Source organism: Serpens gallinarum, assembly GCF_014836765.1.
GTDB lineage: Bacteria > Pseudomonadota > Gammaproteobacteria > Pseudomonadales > Pseudomonadaceae > Serpens > Serpens gallinarum.
In genome coordinates this window covers 144,211-164,735 of record NZ_JACSQG010000005.1, presented here as the reverse complement: position 1 = coordinate 164,735, position 20,525 = coordinate 144,211, and the positions used below count along the sequence as shown (strand labels likewise).

22 protein-coding genes are annotated in these 20,525 nt (G+C 61.7%); 13 read left to right on the top strand and 9 right to left on the bottom strand.

Annotated features, from left to right (window positions below; translation table 11 throughout):
• Positions 1 to 101: 101 nt before the first annotated feature.
• Positions 102 to 1,013 (top strand): lipid kinase YegS, encoded by a 912-nt coding sequence (gene yegS / locus H9642_RS11505; protein ID WP_251836586.1) that lies wholly within the window; start codon positions 102 to 104, stop codon positions 1,011 to 1,013.
• Between the two features lie 186 nt (positions 1,014 to 1,199).
• Here yegS and H9642_RS11500 read toward each other — a convergent pair whose 3' ends face one another.
• Both H9642_RS11500 and H9642_RS11495 read right to left on the bottom strand, forming a co-directional pair.
• A complete protein-coding gene (locus H9642_RS11500) occupies positions 1,200 to 2,000 on the bottom strand; it encodes a dienelactone hydrolase family protein (protein ID WP_251836585.1) in 801 nt (266 codons plus the stop codon).
• 82 nt (positions 2,001 to 2,082) lie between these two features.
• Positions 2,083 to 4,026, bottom strand: coding sequence for a metallophosphoesterase family protein (locus H9642_RS11495; protein WP_251836584.1), 1,944 nt, complete (start codon positions 4,024 to 4,026; stop codon positions 2,083 to 2,085).
• Between the two features lie 161 nt (positions 4,027 to 4,187).
• Between H9642_RS11495 and H9642_RS11490 the strand changes: the two genes are divergently transcribed.
• The gene (locus tag H9642_RS11490) at positions 4,188 to 4,553 is read left to right on the top strand and encodes a hypothetical protein (RefSeq protein ID WP_251836583.1); all 366 of its coding nucleotides are present in this window, start codon (positions 4,188 to 4,190) and stop codon (positions 4,551 to 4,553) included.
• Positions 4,554 to 4,592: 39 nt separating this feature from the next.
• Here the strand turns inward: H9642_RS11490 and H9642_RS11485 are convergent, their stop codons facing one another.
• Entirely contained in the window at positions 4,593 to 5,786 is a 1,194-nt protein-coding gene (locus H9642_RS11485) for a sugar transporter (RefSeq protein WP_251836582.1), read from the bottom strand.
• A 385-nt stretch (positions 5,787 to 6,171) separates the two neighbouring features.
• On the opposite strand from H9642_RS11485, the gene H9642_RS11480 reads away from it, so the two are divergent.
• Both H9642_RS11480 and H9642_RS11475 read left to right on the top strand, forming a co-directional pair.
• Entirely contained in the window at positions 6,172 to 6,939 is a 768-nt protein-coding gene (locus H9642_RS11480) for an adenine nucleotide alpha hydrolase family protein (protein WP_251836581.1), read from the top strand.
• Positions 6,940 to 7,026: 87 nt separating this feature from the next.
• Complete coding sequence (locus H9642_RS11475; RefSeq protein WP_251836580.1) at positions 7,027 to 9,480, top strand: helicase-related protein; 2,454 nt, start codon at positions 7,027 to 7,029, stop codon at positions 9,478 to 9,480.
• A 153-nt stretch (positions 9,481 to 9,633) separates the two neighbouring features.
• On the opposite strand, the gene H9642_RS11470 is transcribed toward H9642_RS11475, so the two are convergent.
• Positions 9,634 to 9,975, bottom strand: coding sequence for a hypothetical protein (locus H9642_RS11470; protein ID WP_251836579.1), 342 nt, complete (start codon positions 9,973 to 9,975; stop codon positions 9,634 to 9,636).
• On the opposite strand from H9642_RS11470, the gene H9642_RS18560 reads away from it, so the two are divergent.
• A complete protein-coding gene (locus tag H9642_RS18560) occupies positions 9,880 to 10,191 on the top strand; it encodes a small membrane protein YohP (protein WP_491016057.1) in 312 nt (103 codons plus the stop codon). The genes H9642_RS11470 and H9642_RS18560 overlap by 96 nt on opposite strands.
• A 33-nt stretch (positions 10,192 to 10,224) precedes the next feature.
• Here H9642_RS18560 and H9642_RS11465 read toward each other — a convergent pair whose 3' ends face one another.
• Positions 10,225 to 10,749 carry a CAP domain-containing protein gene (locus H9642_RS11465; protein WP_251836578.1) on the bottom strand — a complete coding sequence of 175 codons (525 nt, stop codon included), beginning with the start codon at positions 10,747 to 10,749 and terminating at the stop codon, positions 10,225 to 10,227.
• A gap of 134 nt (positions 10,750 to 10,883) precedes the next feature.
• Here H9642_RS11465 and H9642_RS11460 point away from each other — a divergent pair, with 134 nt between their 5' ends.
• The 4 genes from H9642_RS11460 (at position 10,884) to H9642_RS11445 (ending at position 13,168) form a co-directional block, all read left to right on the top strand.
• On the top strand, positions 10,884 to 11,333 hold the full coding sequence (locus H9642_RS11460) for a DUF3597 domain-containing protein (RefSeq protein ID WP_251836577.1): 450 nt from the start codon (positions 10,884 to 10,886) through the stop codon (positions 11,331 to 11,333).
• Positions 11,334 to 11,543: 210 nt separating this feature from the next.
• Positions 11,544 to 11,825, top strand: coding sequence for a peptidylprolyl isomerase (locus H9642_RS11455; RefSeq protein ID WP_251836576.1), 282 nt, complete (start codon positions 11,544 to 11,546; stop codon positions 11,823 to 11,825).
• Positions 11,826 to 11,906: 81 nt separating this feature from the next.
• Positions 11,907 to 12,275: a SpoIIAA family protein gene (locus H9642_RS11450; protein WP_251836575.1), complete on the top strand. Its 369-nt coding sequence runs from the start codon at positions 11,907 to 11,909 to the stop codon at positions 12,273 to 12,275.
• A gap of 191 nt (positions 12,276 to 12,466) precedes the next feature.
• Positions 12,467 to 13,168, top strand: a complete 702-nt coding sequence (locus H9642_RS11445) for a YebC/PmpR family DNA-binding transcriptional regulator (RefSeq protein ID WP_251836574.1) — start codon at positions 12,467 to 12,469, stop codon at positions 13,166 to 13,168.
• Between the two features lie 116 nt (positions 13,169 to 13,284).
• Here H9642_RS11445 and H9642_RS11440 read toward each other — a convergent pair whose 3' ends face one another.
• Positions 13,285 to 13,476 carry a CsbD family protein gene (locus H9642_RS11440; protein WP_251836573.1) on the bottom strand — a complete coding sequence of 64 codons (192 nt, stop codon included), beginning with the start codon at positions 13,474 to 13,476 and terminating at the stop codon, positions 13,285 to 13,287.
• A 144-nt stretch (positions 13,477 to 13,620) separates the two neighbouring features.
• On the bottom strand, positions 13,621 to 14,034 hold the full coding sequence (locus tag H9642_RS11435; RefSeq protein WP_251836572.1) for an HPF/RaiA family ribosome-associated protein: 414 nt from the start codon (positions 14,032 to 14,034) through the stop codon (positions 13,621 to 13,623).
• 204 nt (positions 14,035 to 14,238) lie between these two features.
• Here H9642_RS11435 and H9642_RS11430 point away from each other — a divergent pair, with 204 nt between their 5' ends.
• Positions 14,239 to 14,496: a hypothetical protein gene (locus tag H9642_RS11430; RefSeq protein WP_251836571.1), complete on the top strand. Its 258-nt coding sequence runs from the start codon at positions 14,239 to 14,241 to the stop codon at positions 14,494 to 14,496.
• A gap of 54 nt (positions 14,497 to 14,550) precedes the next feature.
• Here H9642_RS11430 and H9642_RS11425 read toward each other — a convergent pair whose 3' ends face one another.
• Both H9642_RS11425 and H9642_RS11420 read right to left on the bottom strand, forming a co-directional pair.
• Entirely contained in the window at positions 14,551 to 15,066 is a 516-nt protein-coding gene (locus H9642_RS11425; RefSeq protein WP_251836570.1) for a hypothetical protein, read from the bottom strand.
• A 338-nt stretch (positions 15,067 to 15,404) separates the two neighbouring features.
• Positions 15,405 to 17,039: an NAD+ synthase gene (locus H9642_RS11420; RefSeq protein ID WP_251836569.1), complete on the bottom strand. Its 1,635-nt coding sequence runs from the start codon at positions 17,037 to 17,039 to the stop codon at positions 15,405 to 15,407.
• A gap of 201 nt (positions 17,040 to 17,240) precedes the next feature.
• On the opposite strand from H9642_RS11420, the gene H9642_RS11415 reads away from it, so the two are divergent.
• From H9642_RS11415 to H9642_RS11405, 3 genes are read left to right on the top strand one after another with little or no spacing between them, the layout of a single operon-like run.
• Positions 17,241 to 17,471, top strand: coding sequence for a PP0621 family protein (locus H9642_RS11415; RefSeq protein ID WP_251836649.1), 231 nt, complete (start codon positions 17,241 to 17,243; stop codon positions 17,469 to 17,471).
• Positions 17,468 to 19,105 carry a sensor histidine kinase gene (locus H9642_RS11410; protein WP_251836568.1) on the top strand — a complete coding sequence of 546 codons (1,638 nt, stop codon included), beginning with the start codon at positions 17,468 to 17,470 and terminating at the stop codon, positions 19,103 to 19,105. Before H9642_RS11415 ends, H9642_RS11410 begins: the two co-directional genes overlap by 4 nt.
• A complete protein-coding gene (locus H9642_RS11405) occupies positions 19,102 to 20,439 on the top strand; it encodes a sigma-54-dependent transcriptional regulator (RefSeq protein WP_251836567.1) in 1,338 nt (445 codons plus the stop codon). The genes H9642_RS11410 and H9642_RS11405 overlap by 4 nt, the downstream gene beginning before the upstream one ends.
• Positions 20,440 to 20,525 lie beyond the last annotated feature (86 nt).

Genomic DNA, 20,525 nt, shown 5'->3' with positions numbered 1-20,525 from the left:
ACCGCGTTCCTGCCCTCGGATGGCCACCCCACTCCAGAAACTTACCTGCCCGCCACGCTTCCAATGCCATGGAGCGAACACCACGGTAGGAGCGTCACCCTATGGACACGCGTCGCGCATGGTTGATCCTGCATGGCAAGCAGGCCCTGAACGAAGAGGTACGCGCCGCCGTACAGGCCCGGCGTGACGCTGGCTGGGAGTTAGCCGTGCGACTGACCTGGGAAGAAGGCGATGCTCGGCGCCTGGTGCAGGACGCGGTGCAGGCGGGGTATCCGGTGATTATCGCCGGCGGTGGCGATGGCACGTTGCATGAGGTGATCGAGGCCATGGTCGAGTTCGAGGCTGACGCCAGCCTGGCGCTGCTGCCGTTGGGCACCGCCAATGATTTCGCCCGGGCTGCTGAGGTGCCGCTGGAGCCTGCAACGGCGCTGGACTTGCTGGAGGTCGCGCCGGTAAGCATCGACCTGGGCGAAGCCGAGGGACGCTGGTTCCTGAATATGGCCACCGGCGGTTTTGGTTCGATCATTACCGCCAACACCTCTGAAGACCTGAAAAAAGCCTTGGGCGGCGCGGCTTACCTGCTCACCGGCCTGACCCGCTTCAGCGAGGTGCGTTCCGCATTCGGCCACTTCAGCGGACCCGATTTCACCTGGGAAGGCGAATTCGTCGCCTTAGGGATTGGCAATGGCCGCCAGGCGGGCGGTGGGCATCTGCTGTGTCCGCAGGCGCTGGTCGATGATGGCCTGCTGGATATCTGCATCATCCCGGCGCCGCAGGATCTTTCGCAGACCCTGACGACGCTGTTGTCCGGCGGCATCCTCGGCCTGGAGTCGGTGTCCGTCAGTGCGCGCCTGGCGTGGGTCGATGTGGAAGCCCCGGAAGGCCTGGACCTGAACTTGGACGGCGAGCCCATGCAAAGCGAACGCCTACGCTTCAGCGTCCGCCCGCAGGCATTGGCAGTTCACTTGCCGGTTGGTTCGCCGTTGTTGAGCGCTGCGCGAAAGGGCGTGTAAAGCCTGCGTTCGCCTGGCTCAGTGAAGCCGCGTTTCGCCTCTGTAAACAGAAGCGTGTCTGGCGCTCGCGTCGCTTTCTCCAGCACCACTGGCTTTGGCAAAGCACGCAGCCGCACTCGGGCTTCCTGCCTAAGCTGTCGGCAGCACCCTCTTGTGAATGGGCTCACGCGTATCGACCCGTCACGCTCACGGTGCCTGAAACACCTCATCCAACAGATCATTCATCGCCTGAAACGCCCGTTCAGCCACGACCGGGTGATATTCGTTGCGTCCCGGCACATTGGCATAGGGATCGGTGAAGGAATGCACCGCGCCGCCGTAGCTGACCAGTTGCCAATCGACATGGGTGGCGGCCTTCATCTCGGCGATGAAGCCGTCGATCTGCTCCTGCGGCACGCCGGGGTCGTTGGCGCCGTGCAGCACCAGCACCGGTGCCTTGATGTTGCGCGCATCGGCAGGGTTGGGTGTGTCTAGGTTGCCATGGAAGGAGACGAAGGCGTTCAGGTCAGCACCTGAGCGGGCCAGTTCCAGAATGGCCCCACCACCAAAGCAGAAGCCGATGGCGCCCAGTTTCTGGTTATCCAGGGCGACGGCACCGGCCTGGGCCTTCAGAGCCTCGACGGCGGCCTGGGTGCGCTTGCGCATCAAGGGGCGATCACCGCGCAAGGTCGTGGCGGCGGCCCGGGCTTCATCGGGATTGCTGGGCCGGATGGCCTTGCCGTACAGGTCGGCGATCAGCACCACATACTTGTCGCTGGCCGCCCGCGCGGCTTTTTCGGTCGCGCGGTCGGTCACGCCCAGCCAGTTGGGCACCATGATCAGCCCCGGTCGCGGGGTGGTCACCGCATCGTTGTAGACCAGCGTGCCTTCGAAGGTTTCGCCGTCGATCTGGTAGGCCACCGGCTTGGCCACCACCGCCGCGTCGGCGACGCCGATCATCCCGAGCAGCGACAGGGCCAGTACCGTGGGGAGCAATGTTGTGTTCATCTGCAATCTCCATGAGTTTGCCCACAACAGTAGCTGCTGCCACGCGGTATCCGCCGCCATAAGTCACATCGAAGATCGCGGCTTACTCGCGCGCGGTGAGAAACGCCGTCGGCGCTGAACCATCAGCGTTCAATTGGTAGATTTCGGCCGGGCGCCCCCTGGTATCGAGCACCAGCAGGCCGATGCCGCTGCCATTCCATAGGCGCTCGCCAGCCTGGCTGCGGTCGGGCACGCGCGGCACCACTTCTAGTCGACGGCGCTTGGTCAGCCAGTTCAGCGGTGAATGCGTCGCGTAGAGCCAGCGATTGAGGCGGTCGAACCAGTCGAGCAGACGCCGGGGGAATTCGTTCTTTATCCCGCTGCTGGTGATCTGCCAGAGCTGCGGGCCGCTCTCGCGGGCGCGAATGTGCAGCTCGTAAACGAACGAGTAATGCACGTCACCCGAGAGGATCACGTAATTACCCGGCGTGCGTGAGTGACGGAAGATATTCATCATCACGTGGGCGGCGCCGCGGTGGGCCATCCAGTTTTCCGCATCGACCAGCAGCGGATGACCCGCCCAGCTGAAGATGCGCTGCACCGCCTCGATCAACTTGACCCCGAACATGGGGGTCGGCGACACGATCAGCACGGCCGGATGATCCAGCAGATGCTGCTGGAATTCACTCAGCGCTTCCCAGTCCATCAGGCCCGAGGGCCGGCTCAGGTTGCGCTCGCTGCGCCAGCGACGAGTGCGGGTGTCCAGCACCACCAGCGGCGGTTCGGTGGCCAGTTCGTAACCCCAGCCGTGGAAGTGACGCAGAGCTTCGATCAGCCGATCCTGATGTGCGCGGTCCAGCCCGGTGCCGTCGACCACCTCCATCAACTGCTGCGTCTGTGCCAGCAGCTCGGTGAACCGCTCGGGCTGGTTGCCCCAGGCTTGGCACAGCAGGTAGGCGAGCAGCGCATTGCCAATGATCCGCCGCGACAGCGGATGACCATAGGCGGTCTCTTCCCAGCGCGCAGAGAGGTTCCAGTCGTCGGTAATGTCGTGGTCGTCGAAGATCATCAGCGTCGGCATATGGGCCAGCGCTCGGGCGGCCCGTGGCAAACCTTGCCGGAACGCCTGCAGGCACCCTTCTTCGCGCCGGTACCGTTCGGCCTGCTTGGCCGTGAGCGAGTTCGGCATGACGGGCGCGATCAGTGTCCAGCACACCGGCGACCAGACCAGCAGGTACATGGCCATGACTTCGGCGAAGGTGATCAGGTGGTTGTGCCCGTTGGCGGTGGTGAACACCGGTTTTTCCACCCCGCCAAAGAAGCGCTCGCGCAGCGCCTCGTTGGACTTGAACGCCGGCAGCAAATCCTCGCGCCGGTAATAGGTGGCCGGGTGGCGGAACAATTCCTCGCTGTCAGCCACCACCGCGCCTTCAAGCTGCTCGCCATACAACCCCAGCCGGTGGATCAGCGCATGAATGGCCACCAGCATCGGCCCGGCAACATCGTCGGCGTACACCTGATCGCCGGTCATCAACAACAGCGCCGGGCGGCCTTGCGGGTTATCGAGTTGCTGGCCGAGCAGTTCATCAACGCACAACAGGCCGTCCTTAGCCGCGTGGTGTGGCTTGCGACACGAACCGTGCAACACGCGGTCCAGCCGCGACTTGATGACGAAGCTGGGCCGCTTCGTGCCCTCATGCAGCAGGTGCGGCGCCCAGTCGGCCATACCCCGCTCCGCCTGCCCGGCTTCGTACAGGATAAGGTCGTAGCCGATCAGACAGTCGGTGGGCAGTGGCTCGTCCAGCGCGACGTCGATCAGGTGCAGCACCGCCTCGCGGCCGATCTGCACCTGGTTACAGGTGGTCTCGTCCAGTGCGATGTGTTGCGCGCCGTTCATGGCGCTTTCGAGCAGCACACCTAGCCGCAGCGGGCGCGAGCCCACCAACCAGAACACCAGGCGACCCGGCTCGGCACGACGCAACAGCGGACCCACGAGAACAGCAGGCAGGATTTCGGAATGAACAGCGGAATCAATCTGGAATGGCATATGCGCGTAGCTAACGGAGGGTCGAGCGAGTGGGGGCATAGTGTGACAGCGTCGACACCTACTGTGTCGCGCCGGGCGTCATTGCACCTGGCTTCGTGCTTGAGTTTTAACCAATCGGATCTAGGTTAAGGAGATTGCTAACCGACGGATTGGGTGCGTAGATGAAACGGATTTTATATGCGTACGTAGGGACTCTGGGGCTTGCCATCGTCGCCACCGGCGCGGTTGCCAAGGATTTTGCCTGCCTGATGGAAGGCAGCGCAGGCACCATGCGGGTCAAGGATTGCATCCATACCAACGAGCTGAGTGAAACTGAGCTCAAGAAAATGTGCGACGGTCTTTCCAAGACTGCCGAGGCACTCGGCGCCACGGCTGCGAAAATAACCTATCTCTCCTCCTGCCCGGCCGGCTACCAGGCCTCGTGTAAAGGGCTTTTCGGCAAGCCGATCACGGCCTATTACTATGAACATGATCCCTTGATCGATCTGCCCAACGGCTGCGTCATGTTGGGCGGTGCCTTCAAGTAACACCGCGCCGTTGCACAAGACGCCGGAACCGTAAAGCGATCAGGCCGGCACCGCCCTTGCGGCGTTCCCGAAGCGCAGCATCGTCACGCCACACAGCACCAGACCAACCACCGCCAGCAAGCCGCCGACCACACCAATGTTCGCCAGGCCCAACTGCTGGCTGACCACGCTGCCAAGCAACGCGCCGGCGCCGATTCCCACGTTGAAAATGCCGGAGAACAGCGACATGGCTACATCGGTGGCGTCCGAGGCATGGTGCAGCACCTTGGATTGCAGGGACAGGCTGAAACACAAGATGGCGATGCCCCACACCGCGCTCAGTACGCAGATGCCGAGCACTGAGCCGGCGGCCGGCAACAGCAACAAGAGGCACAGCGCCAAGGCAAGGATGGCGCCGAACAGAAAACCCTGGGAATAGCGGCTGCTGTAACGGCTGAACAGCAACGAGCCGAAAATGCTCGCGCCGCCGAACAGCAGCAGGATGAAGGTGGTCATGTTGCCGCTGAGCTGCGCCACCTGCCGGGCAAACGGCTCGATGTAGCTGTAGGCGGTGAATTGCGCGGTGATGACCACTGCAGTCAGCACATAGATCGAGACCAGCGCCGGACGCCTGAACAGCACCGGCAGGCTCTTCAGCGAGCCGGAATTCTGACTGGGCAGCAGCGGCAAGGTGCGCGCCAGGCACAGCAGGGTCAGGCCTGCCAACCCGGCAATGGCCAGGAAGGTCATGCGCCAGCCCAGGACTTCTCCGACCACACGCCCCAGCGGAATGCCCAGCACCATGGCCAAGGTGGTGCCCGTAGCCAACAGGCCCAGCGCTTGGGCGGCCTTGCCTGGCGGGGCCACGCGCACCGCCAGGGAGGCGGTGATTGACCAGAACACCGCATGGGAAAAGGCGATGCCGGTGCGGCTCAGCACCAGCACCTCATAGCTCCAGGCCACGCTGGAGAGCAGATGGCTGACGATAAACAACGCAAATACGCCGATCAGCAGCTTGCGTCGTTCGACGCTGCGCGTCAGCAGCATCAGCGGCAGCGAGGTGAGCGCCACGATCCAGGCATACACCGTGAGCATCAGCCCAACCTGGGCGGTCGGCATCTCGAAGCTGTGGCCAATATCGCTGAGCAACGCGACCGGCACGAATTCGGTAGTGTTGAAAATAAACGCGGCCAGCGCCAGCGCGGCCACGCTGAGCCAGCTACCGCCTTGGGCGGTATTCACGGTAGTCGTCATGGAGGCAAATCAAAACCAGGCGGATCGAGCCAGAAAAAACCAGGGCGCGCGCGCATCGCAGGAATCCAGGCAACCGCAGGCAGGATCGCCAGGGCAACGGACTCAGGAGAACGAGGGGGCATCCTGAAAACGTGCGAATTCTATGCCTCGCGATGGCCCACCACAACGGCAGCGGGATACCGAACGTGCCAGCGGTCCGATCCGCTGTTCGGGAAGGGGCAGACACCGTTCCGCTTGTCAGCTGCACGGGGGTGTTGCACGCGATGTGCGCCACCGCCAACTAAGCTCACTGCGCCTTCGGGGCCACGGACAGGATGCCCGGGTGACCCTCCAACGGAGCCCCTGCCAGTGACGGTCGGGGGCAACGCCTCAAGAGACCATGGACATGTCCAATGCAGGCAGCGTGGATATCCTCTGGACCGGCGGCTGGGATTCCTCCTTCAGAGTCCTCAGCCTCGCCCTGACTGAAAAAGCGACCGTACAGCCTCACTACATCATCGACCTGGGGCGTCTCTCCAGCCTGCGAGAATTGCAGGCGATCAACGATATCCGCCAGAGCCTGGCGAGGTTCGACAGCCAGGCCAGCCAACGCATCAAGCCCACGATCATCACCTGTATCAACGATATTCCGCCCGATCAGGCCATTACCCAGTCCTACCGGCGCTTGAAATCACGTGCACACCTGGGCAGTCAATATGACTGGCTGGCCCGCTATGCCCAATTCAGGAACCTCACGACGCTGGAACTTAGCGTCCACATCGACGACAAGGCGTATTTTTTCCTGCAGGGTCAGGTCACACCCGCAGCGTCCGGCCACTGGGCGCTGAAGCATTCAGCCGATAGCCAGGAGGACGACCTGCACATCTTTGCCAACTACCGGTTTCCCGTGCTCATGCTGACCAAGGAACAGATGCGGCAGCGGGCCATGGAGCAAGGCTTTATCGCGCTCCTGGAAAAAAGCTGGTTCTGTTTCACGCCCCGTGCGGGCCAACCGTGCGGCCTGTGCAATCCCTGCCGTTATTCCATTGAGGAAGGCATGGGCTATCGGCTGCCCCGCGCCTCACGGCTGCGCTACCGTTTTCGCTACCCCATTCAGTTTTTAGCGTCTACGTACGGCCTGTCCAAGATGCTGGCCAAACGCGCACTCTCTTGATGTGGCCAAGAGGTGATCACGCCTGTTCATCTCTCGCGCGAAGTGGTCCACACTTCGCACGCATCCCGATCAGAAGAGGCGTCGATCATGCGCAAGGCCGATATTCAGCACCGCAAGGCTATTCAGCTTGAGCGCTTGCAGCGGTTCCTCGCCTGGGCCATAGCGAGATACCCCGAATTCGCGCCGAACAAGCGCCACCAGGACGACTGGTTCATTGCCTATCAAGGCCATCGCATCGCGGAGATCGGTCGGGCGGCGCGGGCATTCTGGCTGGGGCTTACCGAAAGTGCTGTGGATGACGTGCTGACCCAGCCCGAGCCGACCAGCCTGATCGGTCGCATTCTGGCGCGCGACGTCCACGATTATTCCTGTACGGTGGACATCTTCGGCGTCGAGAAAACCTTCAGCTGCGGCGTACAGACCTTCCTCAACAGCGCCTGGGCCTCGCGCTTGGCTGACAGCGCGTCCAGCGACGCGTTTGAGGCCACTGTACAGCAAGCGATGCATGCCTGGGTTCGCGAACGGCTGCAGGTGCTGGAACGGCCGTTCGCCACGCTGAGTGATGAGCAAAAAGAACAAGCACTCGAAGCAATGCGCCCCACGCTGGCGGGCGTCGATGCGTTTGCGGCAACGGCTATCGACACCCTGAACGAAGTCATGCATGAGCTGCGCTATGTCGTGGAGCTGCGCCAAGGTAGCTTGGCGCTCGATGTGCAGCGCCGCGTGCCGGCCGGCCAGGGCCATGTGCTCAGCGATCAGGAAGTGCTCGACTGGAAGGCGCAGGATCGCCAGGCGCTGGAAGAAAAATTCACTCTGCTGGTGGACCAGGCCGGTGACTTCGACCTGCAACTGCTGGGGCAGAAGCGCCTGAACGAAATCTTCTTCATGGAGCCGCAAAAGCTCATCCGCTCGGTGCGTTATGCGCGCCAGGCTCATGCGGAAAAGATGGCGTTTGCCGTGCTGCTGGAAAACCCGCGCTTCGCCCATTACCACAAGCTTTACCCGGCGCGGCGGCTGACTCGCACCTGGACCGCGCTGCTCGGCCCGACCAACAGCGGCAAGACCCACCGCGCCATCGAGACGATGACCGGCGCCACCCACGGTATTTACCTGTCGCCGCTGCGCCTGATGGCGCTGGAAAATCAAGAACGCATCGAAGCCATGGGCGTGCCCTGCTCGCTGGTCACCGGCGAGGAGGAGATCATTCGTGAGGGCGCCACGCACTTTTGCTGCACGGTCGAGGAGTTCGCCCGCTTCCGCGATCAGCATTGGGACGTGGTGGTGATCGACGAAGTGCAGATGATGGCCGACGATCAACGCGGCTGGGCCTGGGTGGATGCGCTGGTAAGCGCCTACACGCCGGAGCTGATCATGACCGGTCCGGCACTGATCGAGCCGTCGCTGCACACACTGTGCGAGTTGTGCGAAGACCGTCTGGTGATCAAGCGCACCAAACGCCTGTCGCCGGTGGATGTGGCGCGCCACTCCACCACGCTGAAAAAGCTCGACGAAGGCTCGCTGCTGGTGGCCTTCAGTCGCAAGACGGTGCTGGAACTCAAGGGCCTGTTGGAGATGACCGGCAAGAGCGTGTCGGTGGTCTATGGCGCGCTGTCGCCGGAAGTGCGCCACGAGCAGGCCCGGCGCTTTCGCGAAGGCGAGGCGGACCTGATGGTGGCCACCGATGCGGTGGGCATGGGCCTGAACCTGCCGGCGCACACGCTGTGTTTCTACACCGATGAAAAATTCGACGGCATCCAGAACCGCCAGCTCAAGGTGCAGGAGGTCAAGCAGATCGGTGGGCGCGCCGGGCGCTTCGGTCATCACGATAACGGCTACATCACCGCGCTGGACCCACAGACCCTGCAATCGATCAAGCGTCTGTTCAACAGCCCGGACGTGCCGATCGACTTGGCGCAGTTTCAGGTGCGCCCGTCCATCGAGCACCTCAGCGCGATTGCCGAATTGATGAACGACCCCAGCCTGCTGCGCGCCTGGCTGACCTTCAATCGCAACATCAACTTCGGCGAGGAATTCATATCCATCCTGCCGGACGAGCTGGCCGACTGGATCGCGCTGATCGACGACCCGGACATCGAACTCTGGCTGCGCTGGATCTTTGCCTGCACGCCGATTCGCGGCGGGCTGGACAGCCCCGCCAGTACCTTTGCCCAGCAGTGGCTGCAAAAGGTGGCGCGCGGCACCGTCATCGATCCACCCCGGTTGCTGATCAACGCCGAACTGGCGACCCTGGAAAGCTCACTGCACGTCATCGAAACCTACCTGCACCTGGCACGCACCCTGCCGGACTATTTCCCCGGCGTGGAGCGTGGCGAGGAACACCGCCGCCTGCTCAACGACGCCATTACCCGCGAACTGTCGCGGCGGCGCACCCCAAAACGTACCGACCAACGCCGCATCAAGGGCGACACGAAAAGCTGCCAGCAATGCAGCAAACCGATGCCCTTGCTGGAAAGCCAATTTCGCTTGTGCCAGGCGTGTTATCGGGCGCAGCAGCAACGAAGCGGCCGGGAAAGACAATAACTATTTCCGCCGCCACGCTCCGACGTTTTTGCCGGGTGGATGTCGCTTTTTATACCCACCATGGCTCCGCTCGGCGGGTCGCCACCCGGTAGATCGATGAAGCGCGATTCACACTACGCTCGATTGTCAAAGACTGAGAGGGCCGTGGCCACTCTAACTGAGCATGTCGATCATCATCGCGTTGGTGTAGACCAGACTGCCATCGCTGGCCCGGTGCCCAACCAGATGAAACTGGCCTCGTTGATCATCCGGACGCAAATAGACCCGCAAGTGGCAATCGGCCAACGGTCCGCAATCGGGTGGTGGGATCAGTTCCAGCGTCGACAAGTCAGGCGTAATCAGCACCTCCGCCCCTCCACTTTTCACCAACTGCTCTTCAGCCTCTTCCAGTTGCCGGTGATGGTTCCCATCGATGTAGAAATGAAAAACACCCAGCGGGCTGGAGGCTTGCTGGGGGCTGGTTTTGCACCAGCCTTCGATGTCCAGAGTACTCATGGCGAACCTTCCTCATGGTCGGGGCACACGCCCCCGTCTCCGGCTTGGACATGTCAATGCGCACTGTTGATCCGTGAACGACACCCGTGCCGATCAGTCCCAATAGGGAACCCAACGGGAGTCCTTACCATGCTCAAGTTCCTCGGCAGTACGATTGGCATCATTTTTCTGATTGGCCTGATCGTGGTCATCGGTTTCTTCATGCTGGTGTTCTAACGCCGCCTCGCTCGTTTAGCAGCTAGGCGGACGCTACGGCGCCGTAGCGAATACCTGTGTCCAATAGATCGCGGCACTTCCCTGCTCGCCCATGGCATAGGCAGCGCCCATTTCTGTGAACTGAGAATTCATGATATTGGCGCAATGCCCTGGGCTGGAGAGCCAGCCGGCCAGGGTCTTCTCCACCTCGACCTGCCCGCTGGCGATGTTTTCACCAATCGCTTGCCAGCGATAACCCGTACGGCTGACTCGCGCACCGAGGTCGCTGCCATCACTGCCTGCGTGGCTCAAGGTGTTGTGCATGACCATGTCGCGGCTGTGATCGAAAGCGGCCTGGGCCAGCCGGTCGCTCCAAGCCAAGGGCGCCGCGGCCGGGTACAGCTTTTCGCCACAGTTCCTGGGTGCCGCTCGCACGGCATTGACCCGTTCGAGCAGGTCCAGCCCGGTGCTTTTCCACTGTTCGGCCGGGACTGAATCCGTGCTTGCCGCCTGCACGGCCGGCAATCCGATACTGACCAGCAGAACCATCAGCCGAGGGCGTAAGGCGGTGATCAGCATGCTAATGCCTCCGTGACTGTGCCCATTGGACTCGCCCCGCGCCTTGCGGTTGCCAATCCGACCTACGGTGCTGAATGCAGGCCTCTGTTCCGCTGTCCCAATCGAAGCTCACAACAACGAATGAGGAAATCTCCATGGGCCTGTTCGATCGGATCAAAGAAAAACTCGGTTTCGGCCATGACGACAAGACGGTGCCCACATCCCCCCAACCGTCGACGGGCACGGTGGCGGACGCGAATCGTCCTGACGCTGCATCCAATGCCACGACAGTTCCGGGCGCCGGTTCAGCTCTGGGCGGCGTGGGCGATTCCAGCACCATGAGTACCGTCGACGTCACCGCCAAACTCGACGGCATGGCTGCCAGCCATTCGGAGCAACTCAACTGGCGTACCTCGATTGTCGACCTGCTGAAATTGCTGGGTCTGGACAGCAGCCTGGAGCATCGCAAGGAGCTGGCCACCGAGCTGGGTTGCCCGCCGCAATTGATGAGCGACTCCGCCCAGATGAATACCTGGCTGCACAAGACCGTGATGCAGAAGCTGGCCCAGCATGGCGGTACGATCCCCCCTGAGCTGCTTACCTGAGCGCAACGCTTCAGTCTGGCATTACGCCAGCCACTTGGCGGCCGGTTACCCGGCCGCCAAGATGCGGTACGACGCGACGGTGCGCCGCATCAATAGCAACCGCCGCGTCGTTTCAAGGGTGGGTCCCGCCTGCAACTTCGATGCGCGGCCCGATGCACATCCGCAGTGTTTACGGTAGGCTCCGCCCCTTCATTGATAGGAGTACCCCCCATGGCCCGAGCCACTGCCCGTCACATCCTTGTTGCCAGCGAAGCCAAGTGCAACGAACTGAAAGCCGCCATCGAAGGCGGTGCCGATTTCGCCAAAGTCGCTAAAGAAAACTCCACCTGCCCATCCAGCCGTGACGGCGGCAACCTCGGCTCGTTCGGCCCGGGCCAGATGGTCAAGGAATTCGATACCGTGGTATTCAGCGCCCCGCTGAATGTCGTGCAGGGCCCGGTGAAAACCCAGTTCGGTTATCACTTGCTGGAAGTCACCAGCCGCCAGGACTGATGCACCGCGCCCCCAGCCCACGGGGGCGTCTCCTGCTGTTCCTGGACTAGCCTGAAACAACAGGTATTCGGGAGAAACAGCATGTTTCACGTCAAGCGAATAGCCGATAACCGCCTCGATGTGCAGCTCTCCGGCAAGCTCGACAGCGACGAACTGCACGTGCTGGTCGATCACCTGATGAATGCCTCCACCGGCTTCACCCATGGCCGCATGCGCTATTGCATCCACGATTTCGACAGGCCTTCGCTCGGCGCCCTGGCCATGGAACTGTCGCAAGTCGCTCAGCTGTTCATCCTCATCCGCCGCTTTGAGCGCTGCGCCGTGATCGCCGACAAACGCTGGCTGCGCATCGCCAGCAAGATCGAAGGCGCCTTGATTCCCGGATTAAAAATCAAAGCGTTCGCGCCAGACGAAGCGCAGGCAGCCGAAGCCTGGCTGGAGCAACCGTAATTTCGGCGGCCGCGCCCGGCCGTTGTCTGAATGCATCCAGCCACAGCCCGTTATGGCCAAACGGTGGGCTGCCGATTCGCGCAAGGGTTTGTTGCGGATTGTTCATGCTTTAAAGGCCACGGCGTAGAATTCGCCCCTGCGTTGCAGTCGATCTGCGACTCACCTTCCTCCTCCCGCATATGAGAGAAACCATGGGCGCCCAGTGGAAAGCCAAACCTAAAGAAGCCGCCGCCAATGCCAAGGGCAAGATCTTTGGCAAGTTGGTCAAGGAAATCATGATCGCCGCGCGTAACGGCGCCGACCCAGATACCAACGCCAAGCTGCGCCTGGCCGTGCACCAGGCCAAGAAAGCCTCGATGCCCAAGGACACCCTGGATCGCGCCATCAAGAAAGGCGCCGGATTGAGCGGCGAAACCGTCCACTACGAACGCACCCTGTATGAAGGCTTTGCCCCCCATCAGGTGCCGCTGATCGTCGAGTGTCTGACCGATAACCTGAACCGTACCGTGGCGGAAATTCGCGTGTTGTTTCGCAAGGGCCAACTGGGCGGCGCCGGCTCGGTGAGCTGGGATTTCGATCACGTCGGCCTGATCGAAGCGACTCCCGAGGGTGACGCCGATGCAGAACTGGCGGCCATCGAATCGGGCGCTCAGGATTTCGAAGCAGCGGACGAAGGCGACACGCTGTTCATCACCGACCCGACCGATCTGGATGCGGTGTCGCGCGCGTTGCCCGAGTTCGGCTTTACCGTGCACTCGGCCAAGCTGGGCTACCGACCGAAGAACCCGGTCAGCAACCTGAGCGCCGAAGCCCTGGCTGAAGTCGAGGCCTTCCTGGAAGCCATCGACGACCACGATGATGTTCAGAACGTTTATGTCGGATTGGCTGGCTGAAGCGGCCCGCGACGGCAAGACCAAACCATTGAGCTCCCGCGTTTGCGGGAGCTATGGCACGTGGTTTAGCAGAGTTAATAAATTCCCACGCGAGGCTGCGTGGGAGTTGTTCGAGGTCAGGCCTTGTCGACGCCCTTTTTCACGGCGTCCTTGAGATCGCCCTTGAGTTGCTGACCCTCGCCCTTCACTTCCTGGGCCTTACCTTCACCTTTCATCCGCTCATTATCGGTCGCTTCGCCGACGCCTTGCTTGATCTTGCCGGCGGCTTCGTTGGCGGTACCTTTGATTTTATCGCCTGTGCTTCCCATGACAGCTCTCTTTTCAGGTGTCGAATGACACTTCAGTAGACGGCTGGAGGAGATGAGAGTTGCGCTGACTCGACGAAACGAATGGGTGGATTACAACGAAAAACGGCAGGCGCTCACGGGGCGCCTGCCGTTAAAAGGAGAAGATTACAGACGGGCTTGTTCGTCAGCCAGGAAGTCTTCTTCGAGCAAGGCATCCTGACTCATCGTCTCAGGCTGACCGCCTTGCAACGGCTGGGTGACGGCACGCTTGCTACGCAGCTTGCCAAACTGATGACTCAAGGCATTGCCCAGTTTCTCGATGGCACCGTCCAGGGCTTGCTCCAAGGCTTCGGCCCGGTGGGTGACGGAAATCGGTTGCAGCCCCTTGGGGCGCGCCTCGATCTGGCAACGCTTATCCTGGGCACCGGACTTGTCACCATTCTCGTCGTTAAGGTGGACAACAATGCGGGTCAGTTCGTCGTCAAAGCGCTCCAGCTTGCTGGCGACCGTGGCACTGACCCAATCTGCGAGACGGGCACTGCCTTCGATGTGGTTATCGCTGTGAACCTGGATTTGCATAAGGTCATCCTTCTTCGTCTTGATCCGCCGCTCTGATGATCGAACGGCATGAAAGCTATGACATTGTTCAGGACTTTAAGCAAGACCGATGCTACCAATGGCCGCATGCCGCGCGTTGATTCGAGATACAGATTATGACCAGTGCACAAAAGACGGCAGGTATACTGCCAGGCCTTCTTCTCCCTCGGCGCACCACGAACGCTTATGACCACCCACGCGATGCAAGCATCTGCTGATGCACCCCATGCCGAATCCACTGACCGCGAGTCGGGCCCGAGCAAACCGGAATCCGCCTCCGCCAAGCCCGGCATTCCCGCCTTCAGTTTCCCCTTTTCGCCCAGCGCCTACGCGGCCGACAAGAAAAACGATCAGCCCTGGCATCAAAAGGGCAACAAATCCAATCACGACCAACGGCCTGGCCTGCCACCCAAAGGCAGCAGCAAGTCGATGGGTAAACGCTGATTTCAGAAACGCAAAAAGGCGCGGCCTTGGGGCCGCGCCTTTGACTCGCATGACTCAGAAGTTGTAACCGATACCCAGGCTGTAGAGAAAGAGTCCATCGTCAAAACGGTCATCCGCCTCGCTTCCACTCTCGAAGAGGAACTGATACTCGGCCATGGCGGTGATGAAGGTCTTGTCCGCGACCCAGTGCTTGATGCCGATTTCCGGCCCCGCCATGAAACTTTCCTCCACCTGTTCGCCATACACGCCACCCAGGCTCACGCCTATGAATGGCCGGGTATTGCCGGTGCCGAAGTGGTAGTCGTAAAACACCCGGGTTGAACCGTCGAACTTGGTGTCATCGCCCTCGTCATCGCGAATGTTGATGGACTGGCGTATTCCCCAGAGGGATTGCTCACTCAGATACTGCCCCCAGCTACCCTGAACGGCCATGACGGTGCTGTCGAAGTCCTTATCGCTACTACCGGCGCCACTCAGGGTGATTTCCTGATCCCCGGTGACGGGGGTAGCAAGAGCAACTACCGGAAAGATCGCAGCGGCCAGCGTCGAAATACTCAGCAATCGTTTCATATCTATGCCTCTTGTTCTGTCGTGGGTGAAGAGCGAAACGGAGCTAGTGAGCTCTCTGTAACGACCCGGGGATCACCTGACAGTTCATTTTTTGGCATGGATAAAAGGCTGTAGAAAGCGGCCTTGCGGGCGAACCAGCGCCTCGTAGGCGCATGGCGGGCTCGGTTTTTGGGAGAGCGGTGCCCTATCCCCAAAGCCTTGAAAGCTTTGGCCCGAGGGCGGGCTCCCACAGTGAATTCGCGTGAGCACGGCCTAGTGTGGGAGTCGCGACCCCGCGACGAAGACAGCGGTTTGCCTAGACTCCCATGGCTGTACCCAGCCAGCGCTTCGACTCAGCCTCAGTCGCCCAGTCGCCAGCCCGACGTGATCGGATACCGGCGGTCACGCCCGAAGCCTCGCTGAGTAATGCGCGGCCCAACTGCAGCCTGGCGGCGCTTGTACTCGTTGAGATCGACCAGACGCAGCACGCGCCGGACGGTGTCCTCGTCGAAGCCTTCGGCGATGATCGCATTGGCCGACAGGTCATATTCGATATACAGCTTGAGGATTTCGTCGAGTTCCGGGTAGGGCGGCAGCGAGTCTTCGTCTTTCTGGTCCGGCGCCAGTTCGGCGGACGGCGGACGGTCGATGACCCGCTGCGGGATCACCTCACCCGCCAGGCTGTTGCGGTATTCGCACAGGCGGAACACCAGGGTCTTGGGCACATCCTTGAGCACATCAAAGCCGCCAGCCATGTCGCCGTACAGCGTGCAGTAGCCCACCGCCACTTCGCTCTTGTTGCCGGTGGTCAGCACCAGCGAGCCGCGCTTGTTGGAGATGGCCATCAGCAGCGTGCCGCGACAGCGCGCCTGCAGGTTTTCCTCGGTGGTGTCGCGGCCCAGGCCGGCGAACACGGGCGACAGGGTGTCCATGAACGCCTCGACCATCGGCGCGATGGGCAATACACGATAAGTGACGCCCATGGTCTGCGCCTGCGCCTCGGCATCTTCCAGGCTGATCTGCGCGGTGTAGTGATACGGCATCATCACCGCCTCGACGCGCTCGGCCCCCAGGGCATCGACCGCCACCGCCAGGGTCAGGGCCGAATCGATACCGCCGGAGAGACCGAGTACCACGCCCTTGAAACCGTTCTTGTGCACATAGTCGCGCACGCCGGTGACCAGCGCCTGGTACACACTGGCTTCCAACTCCGGCAAAGGCGCGGGATGACTGTCACGGGGCTCGATGCTGTGCGCGTTGCAGAGCAGATCGACGGGGAACACGCCTTCTTCGAACATCCGCGCGCGCTGGCACACGCGGCCATCGGCATCGACCACGCAGCTGCCACCATCGAACACCAGCTCATCCTGGCCGCCCACCTGGTTTACGTAGACAATCGGCATGCCACCTTCTTGAGCACGCTGAGCCAGCATGGCTTCACGCTCGCGCTGCTTGTCCAGGTGGAAGGGCGAGGCGTTCAGGCTGAGCATCAGTCGGGCGCCAGCCGCCTTGGCCTGGGCCATCGGCTCGGGGAGCCAGATGTCTTCGCAGATGGTGACCGCCACCGGCACGCTCTTGATCTCAACCACACACGGCTGGTCGCCGGCGTCGAAATAGCGTTTCTCGTCGAATACTCGGTAATTGGGCAATTGCTGCTTGTAATAGCTGACCAGCAGCTCGCCGTCCGCGATCACCGCCGCCGCGTTGTAGCGCTTGTCGTCTTCCAACCAGGGGTAGCCGACCACCATGTAGATGCCGCGCACTTCGTCCCGCAGGCGGCGCAAGCCTTGCTCGATGCGCAGCTGCATGCTCGAGCGCAGCAGCAGGTCTTCGGGCGGATAGCCGCACAGCGCCAGCTCGGGAAACAGGATGACATCCGCCTGCCATTGATCGCGGGCGCTCTTGGCCGCTTCAATCAGGCGCTCGACGTTGCCATGCACATCGCCGACACGCAGATTCAACTGGGCCATTACGACCCGCAGGGTTTGGCTCATGGCCGTCTCCATCAATAATCGCAGCGCCGTTCGGCACGTTGTCTGCCATTGTCCCTAACAGTTTGTTGAAAAACTATGCCTGCGTTTTTACATAACACGCCAAGGCTATCTGCGGAAACAATGCACAGCGCGGCCTTCAGCCGCTGGGATCACGTCTCCAGCTTGGATACACTGCTGCCTTTCGCGTTCAAAGAGAAGATTATGGGCCTGTTTCGCGTGCTGTTCTGGATTGCCCTTATCGCTGCAGCCTTCTGGCTGTGGCGACGTTTCACCCGCTCACGGTCAACGACCAGCACTTCCCGCCCCCAGGCGGAACCGATGGTGCGCTGCGCTCACTGCCACGTGCATCTGCCCCAGCATCTGGCCCTGCAGCAAGATGACCAATGGTTTTGCAGCCAGGCTCATCTCGAACAGGCTCGTCACGATCAGTGAGCCACAACAGCCTGACCCTGCACGGTGAGCCCGGACGGCGCGTCTTGCGCCTGTACCACCTCTACCGTCTGATCGTCGGCTTGCTATTGGTTTTCCTGATCTCCAGCAATCTGGACGACCGCCTGCTGGAACTGACCCATGCGCAACTGTTCCGGCAAGGCAGCTGGGTCTACCTGATCGCCAACCTGTTCATTGCGGTACGGCTCCGGCGCCCGCGCTACCTGCAGTTCTTCAGCCTGGCCTTGTTCGATGTGCTGCTGCTCGCCGCGTTGCTCTACGCGGCAGGCGGTATTTCCAGCGGCCTGGGCAGCCTGCTGATTGTCGCGGTGGCGATTGCCAATATTCTGCTGCGTGGCAACAGCGGCCTGCTGATCGCCGCCTGCGCTGCGCTCAGCTTCATTCTGTTGACGTTCCATATCAGCCTCAGCCGCCCGGCGGCCGCCAACCAGTTTATCCAGGCCGGCGCCCTCGGCGCGCTGTGTTTCGCCGTGGCGATGGTGGTGCAAACCCTGACGCGTCACCTGCGCGTCAGTGAGGACCTCGCCCGGCAACGCGCCAACGATATCGCCAACCTGGAGGTGCTCAACAACCTGATCCTGCAGCGCATGCACACGGGCATTTTGGTGGTCGATGCCCGCCAAAACGTCGTCCAGGTCAATCAGAGCGCATTGCGCATGCTTGGTGTCAGCACCTTGATCGGCGAGCCTCTGACGGTGAATTACCCAGAGCTGCTTGAGCGCTTGCAACAATGGTCATGCAATCCCTCACTACGCCCTTCCAACCTGCATGTCGGGCAGGATGAGCGCATCCTGCAACCCAGCTTCAGCACGCTGCAACGCGGGGACCAGCAGGACACGCTGATCTTCCTGGAAGACGTCTCCGAAATCGCCCAGCGCGCCCATGAAATGAAACTGGTGTCCCTGGGTCGTCTGACTGCCGGCATTGCCCACGAAATCCGCAACCCGCTCGGTGCCATCAGCCATGCCGCCCAACTGTTGCATGAGTCCGAAGAGCTGGACGCTCCGGACCGGCGCCTGGCGCAGATCATTCAAGACCAGTCGCGGCGCATGAACCTGGTGATCGAAAACGTTCTGCAATTGTCTCGCAACCGCAAATCAGCCCCGCAACTGCTGGACCTCAAATACTGGATGCACCGCTTCGCCAGCGAGTTTCGCAGCACGGCCAAGGCCAACCAGCACCTGCATCTGGAAACCACCAGCGGCACCATCCAGACGCGCATCGACCCGCACCAACTGACCCAGGTATTGAGCAACCTGGTGCAGAACGGCATGCGCTACAGCGCGCAGCACAACCCGCGCGGGCAAGTGTGGCTCAAACTGTACCGGGACCCGGACAGCGACCTGGCAGTACTCGACATTCTCGACGACGGCCCCGGCGTGGATACCGAGCAGCAATTGAGTATTTTTGAACCGTTTTACACAACCGATAGCAAAGGCACCGGTCTGGGCCTGTATATTTCGCGCGAACTGTGCGAAGGCAATCAGGCGCGCCTCGCGTACCGCTCCCGTCCGGAAGGCGGCAGTTGTTTTCGCATCATCTTCGCCCACCCGCGCAAAGTGAGCTGGGGCGAAGAATCCGTCACTTCTAACAACAAGAAAGAGTCTGTCCCATGAGTCGCCAAATAGCCTTGATCGTGGATGACGAACCCGACATTCGTGAACTGTTGGAAATCACCCTTGGGCGCATGAAACTCGACACCCGCTGCGCGCGCAACCTCAAGGAAGCCCGCGAATGGCTGGCCCGCGAGCCGTTCGACCTGTGCCTGACCGACATGCGCCTGCCCGACGGCACCGGCGTGGAACTGGTGCACTACATTCAACAGCGCCACCCCCAGACTCCCGTGGCGATGATTACCGCCTATGGCAGCCTGGACACCGCCATCAACGCCCTCAAGGCCGGCGCCTTTGACTTTCTCACCAAGCCAGTGGATCTGACCCGCCTGCGCGAACTGGTGGGCACCGCTCTGCGCCTGCGCACCGCAGACCATGACCAGCCGGTGGACAGCCGCCTGCTGGGAGAATCACCGCCGATGCGCGCGCTGCGCAAACAAATCAGCAAACTGGCGCGCAGCCAGGCCCCGGTCTACATCAGCGGCGAGTCGGGCAGCGGCAAGGAGCTGGTTGCCCGACAGATTCACGAGCTCGGCCCACGCGCGGAGCGGCCCTTCGTGCCGGTCAACTGCGGCGCTATCCCCAGTGAACTGATGGAAAGCGAGTTCTTCGGCCATAAAAAAGGCAGCTTCACCGGCGCCATCGAAGACAAGCAGGGCCTGTTCCAGGCCGCCAACGGCGGCACCCTATTCCTCGACGAAGTTGCCGACCTGCCGCTGCCGATGCAGGTGAAACTGCTGCGCGCTATCCAGGAAAAGGCGGTGCGCCCGGTGGGCGGCCAGCAAGAAGTGGTGGTCGATGTGCGCATCCTCAGCGCCACGCACAAGGATCTGGCTGCCGAAGTGACCGCCGAGCGCTTCCGCCAGGACCTTTACTACCGCCTCAATGTCATCGAACAGCGCGTGCCACCACTGCGCGAACGCCGCGAAGACATCGCCGTGCTGGCCGATGCAATGCTCATGCGCCTGGCCGAAGGCAGCGGCCAGGCGCCCGCTCGCCTGCATCCCGACGCCCTGGAAAAACTCAAGAGCTACCGTTTTCCTGGCAACGTGCGTGAGCTGGAAAACATGCTTGAGCGCGCCTACACCCTGTGTGAACGGGATGAAATACGCGCCAGCGACCTGCGCCTGACCGACGCCATCAACAGTGGCGGCGACAGTGGTCCCACCAGCCTGGCGCACATCGACAACCTGGAAGATCACCTGGAAGCGATTGAGCGCGACCTGATCCTTCAGGCGCTCGAAGAAACCCGCTGGAACCGCACCGCCGCTGCCCAGCGTCTGGGGCTGACGTTCCGCTCGATGCGCTATCGATTGAAAAAACTCGGCCTGGAGTGAACCTGCGCGCTGCGTCTTCGGCCCAATAGCGAAACGGCTGTCCATCGCCGCCCGCCGCTCAAGCAGAACCTGGCCTGCCACTGAGC

Bases quoted from the DNA above. Each gene is read 5' to 3' on its own strand.
- yegS (WP_251836586.1), top strand. From the start codon at position 102: ATGGACACGCGTCGCGCATGGTTGATCCTGCATGGCAAGCAGGCCCTG.
- H9642_RS11500 (WP_251836585.1), bottom strand. From the start codon at position 2,000: ATGAACACAACATTGCTCCCCACGGTACTGGCCCTGTCGCTGCTCGGG.
- H9642_RS11495 (WP_251836584.1), bottom strand. From the start codon at position 4,026: ATGCCATTCCAGATTGATTCCGCTGTTCATTCCGAAATCCTGCCTGCT.
- H9642_RS11490 (WP_251836583.1), top strand. From the start codon at position 4,188: ATGAAACGGATTTTATATGCGTACGTAGGGACTCTGGGGCTTGCCATC.
- H9642_RS11485 (WP_251836582.1), bottom strand. From the start codon at position 5,786: ATGACGACTACCGTGAATACCGCCCAAGGCGGTAGCTGGCTCAGCGTG.
- H9642_RS11480 (WP_251836581.1), top strand. From the start codon at position 6,172: ATGTCCAATGCAGGCAGCGTGGATATCCTCTGGACCGGCGGCTGGGAT.
- H9642_RS11475 (WP_251836580.1), top strand. From the start codon at position 7,027: ATGCGCAAGGCCGATATTCAGCACCGCAAGGCTATTCAGCTTGAGCGC.
- H9642_RS18560 (WP_491016057.1), top strand. From the start codon at position 9,880: ATGGTTCCCATCGATGTAGAAATGAAAAACACCCAGCGGGCTGGAGGC.
- H9642_RS11470 (WP_251836579.1), bottom strand. From the start codon at position 9,975: ATGAGTACTCTGGACATCGAAGGCTGGTGCAAAACCAGCCCCCAGCAA.
- H9642_RS11465 (WP_251836578.1), bottom strand. From the start codon at position 10,749: ATGCTGATCACCGCCTTACGCCCTCGGCTGATGGTTCTGCTGGTCAGT.
- H9642_RS11460 (WP_251836577.1), top strand. From the start codon at position 10,884: ATGGGCCTGTTCGATCGGATCAAAGAAAAACTCGGTTTCGGCCATGAC.
- H9642_RS11455 (WP_251836576.1), top strand. From the start codon at position 11,544: ATGGCCCGAGCCACTGCCCGTCACATCCTTGTTGCCAGCGAAGCCAAG.
- H9642_RS11450 (WP_251836575.1), top strand. From the start codon at position 11,907: ATGTTTCACGTCAAGCGAATAGCCGATAACCGCCTCGATGTGCAGCTC.
- H9642_RS11445 (WP_251836574.1), top strand. From the start codon at position 12,467: ATGGGCGCCCAGTGGAAAGCCAAACCTAAAGAAGCCGCCGCCAATGCC.
- H9642_RS11440 (WP_251836573.1), bottom strand. From the start codon at position 13,476: ATGGGAAGCACAGGCGATAAAATCAAAGGTACCGCCAACGAAGCCGCC.
- H9642_RS11435 (WP_251836572.1), bottom strand. From the start codon at position 14,034: ATGCAAATCCAGGTTCACAGCGATAACCACATCGAAGGCAGTGCCCGT.
- H9642_RS11430 (WP_251836571.1), top strand. From the start codon at position 14,239: ATGACCACCCACGCGATGCAAGCATCTGCTGATGCACCCCATGCCGAA.
- H9642_RS11425 (WP_251836570.1), bottom strand. From the start codon at position 15,066: ATGAAACGATTGCTGAGTATTTCGACGCTGGCCGCTGCGATCTTTCCG.
- H9642_RS11420 (WP_251836569.1), bottom strand. From the start codon at position 17,039: ATGAGCCAAACCCTGCGGGTCGTAATGGCCCAGTTGAATCTGCGTGTC.
- H9642_RS11415 (WP_251836649.1), top strand. From the start codon at position 17,241: ATGGGCCTGTTTCGCGTGCTGTTCTGGATTGCCCTTATCGCTGCAGCC.
- H9642_RS11405 (WP_251836567.1), top strand. From the start codon at position 19,102: ATGAGTCGCCAAATAGCCTTGATCGTGGATGACGAACCCGACATTCGT.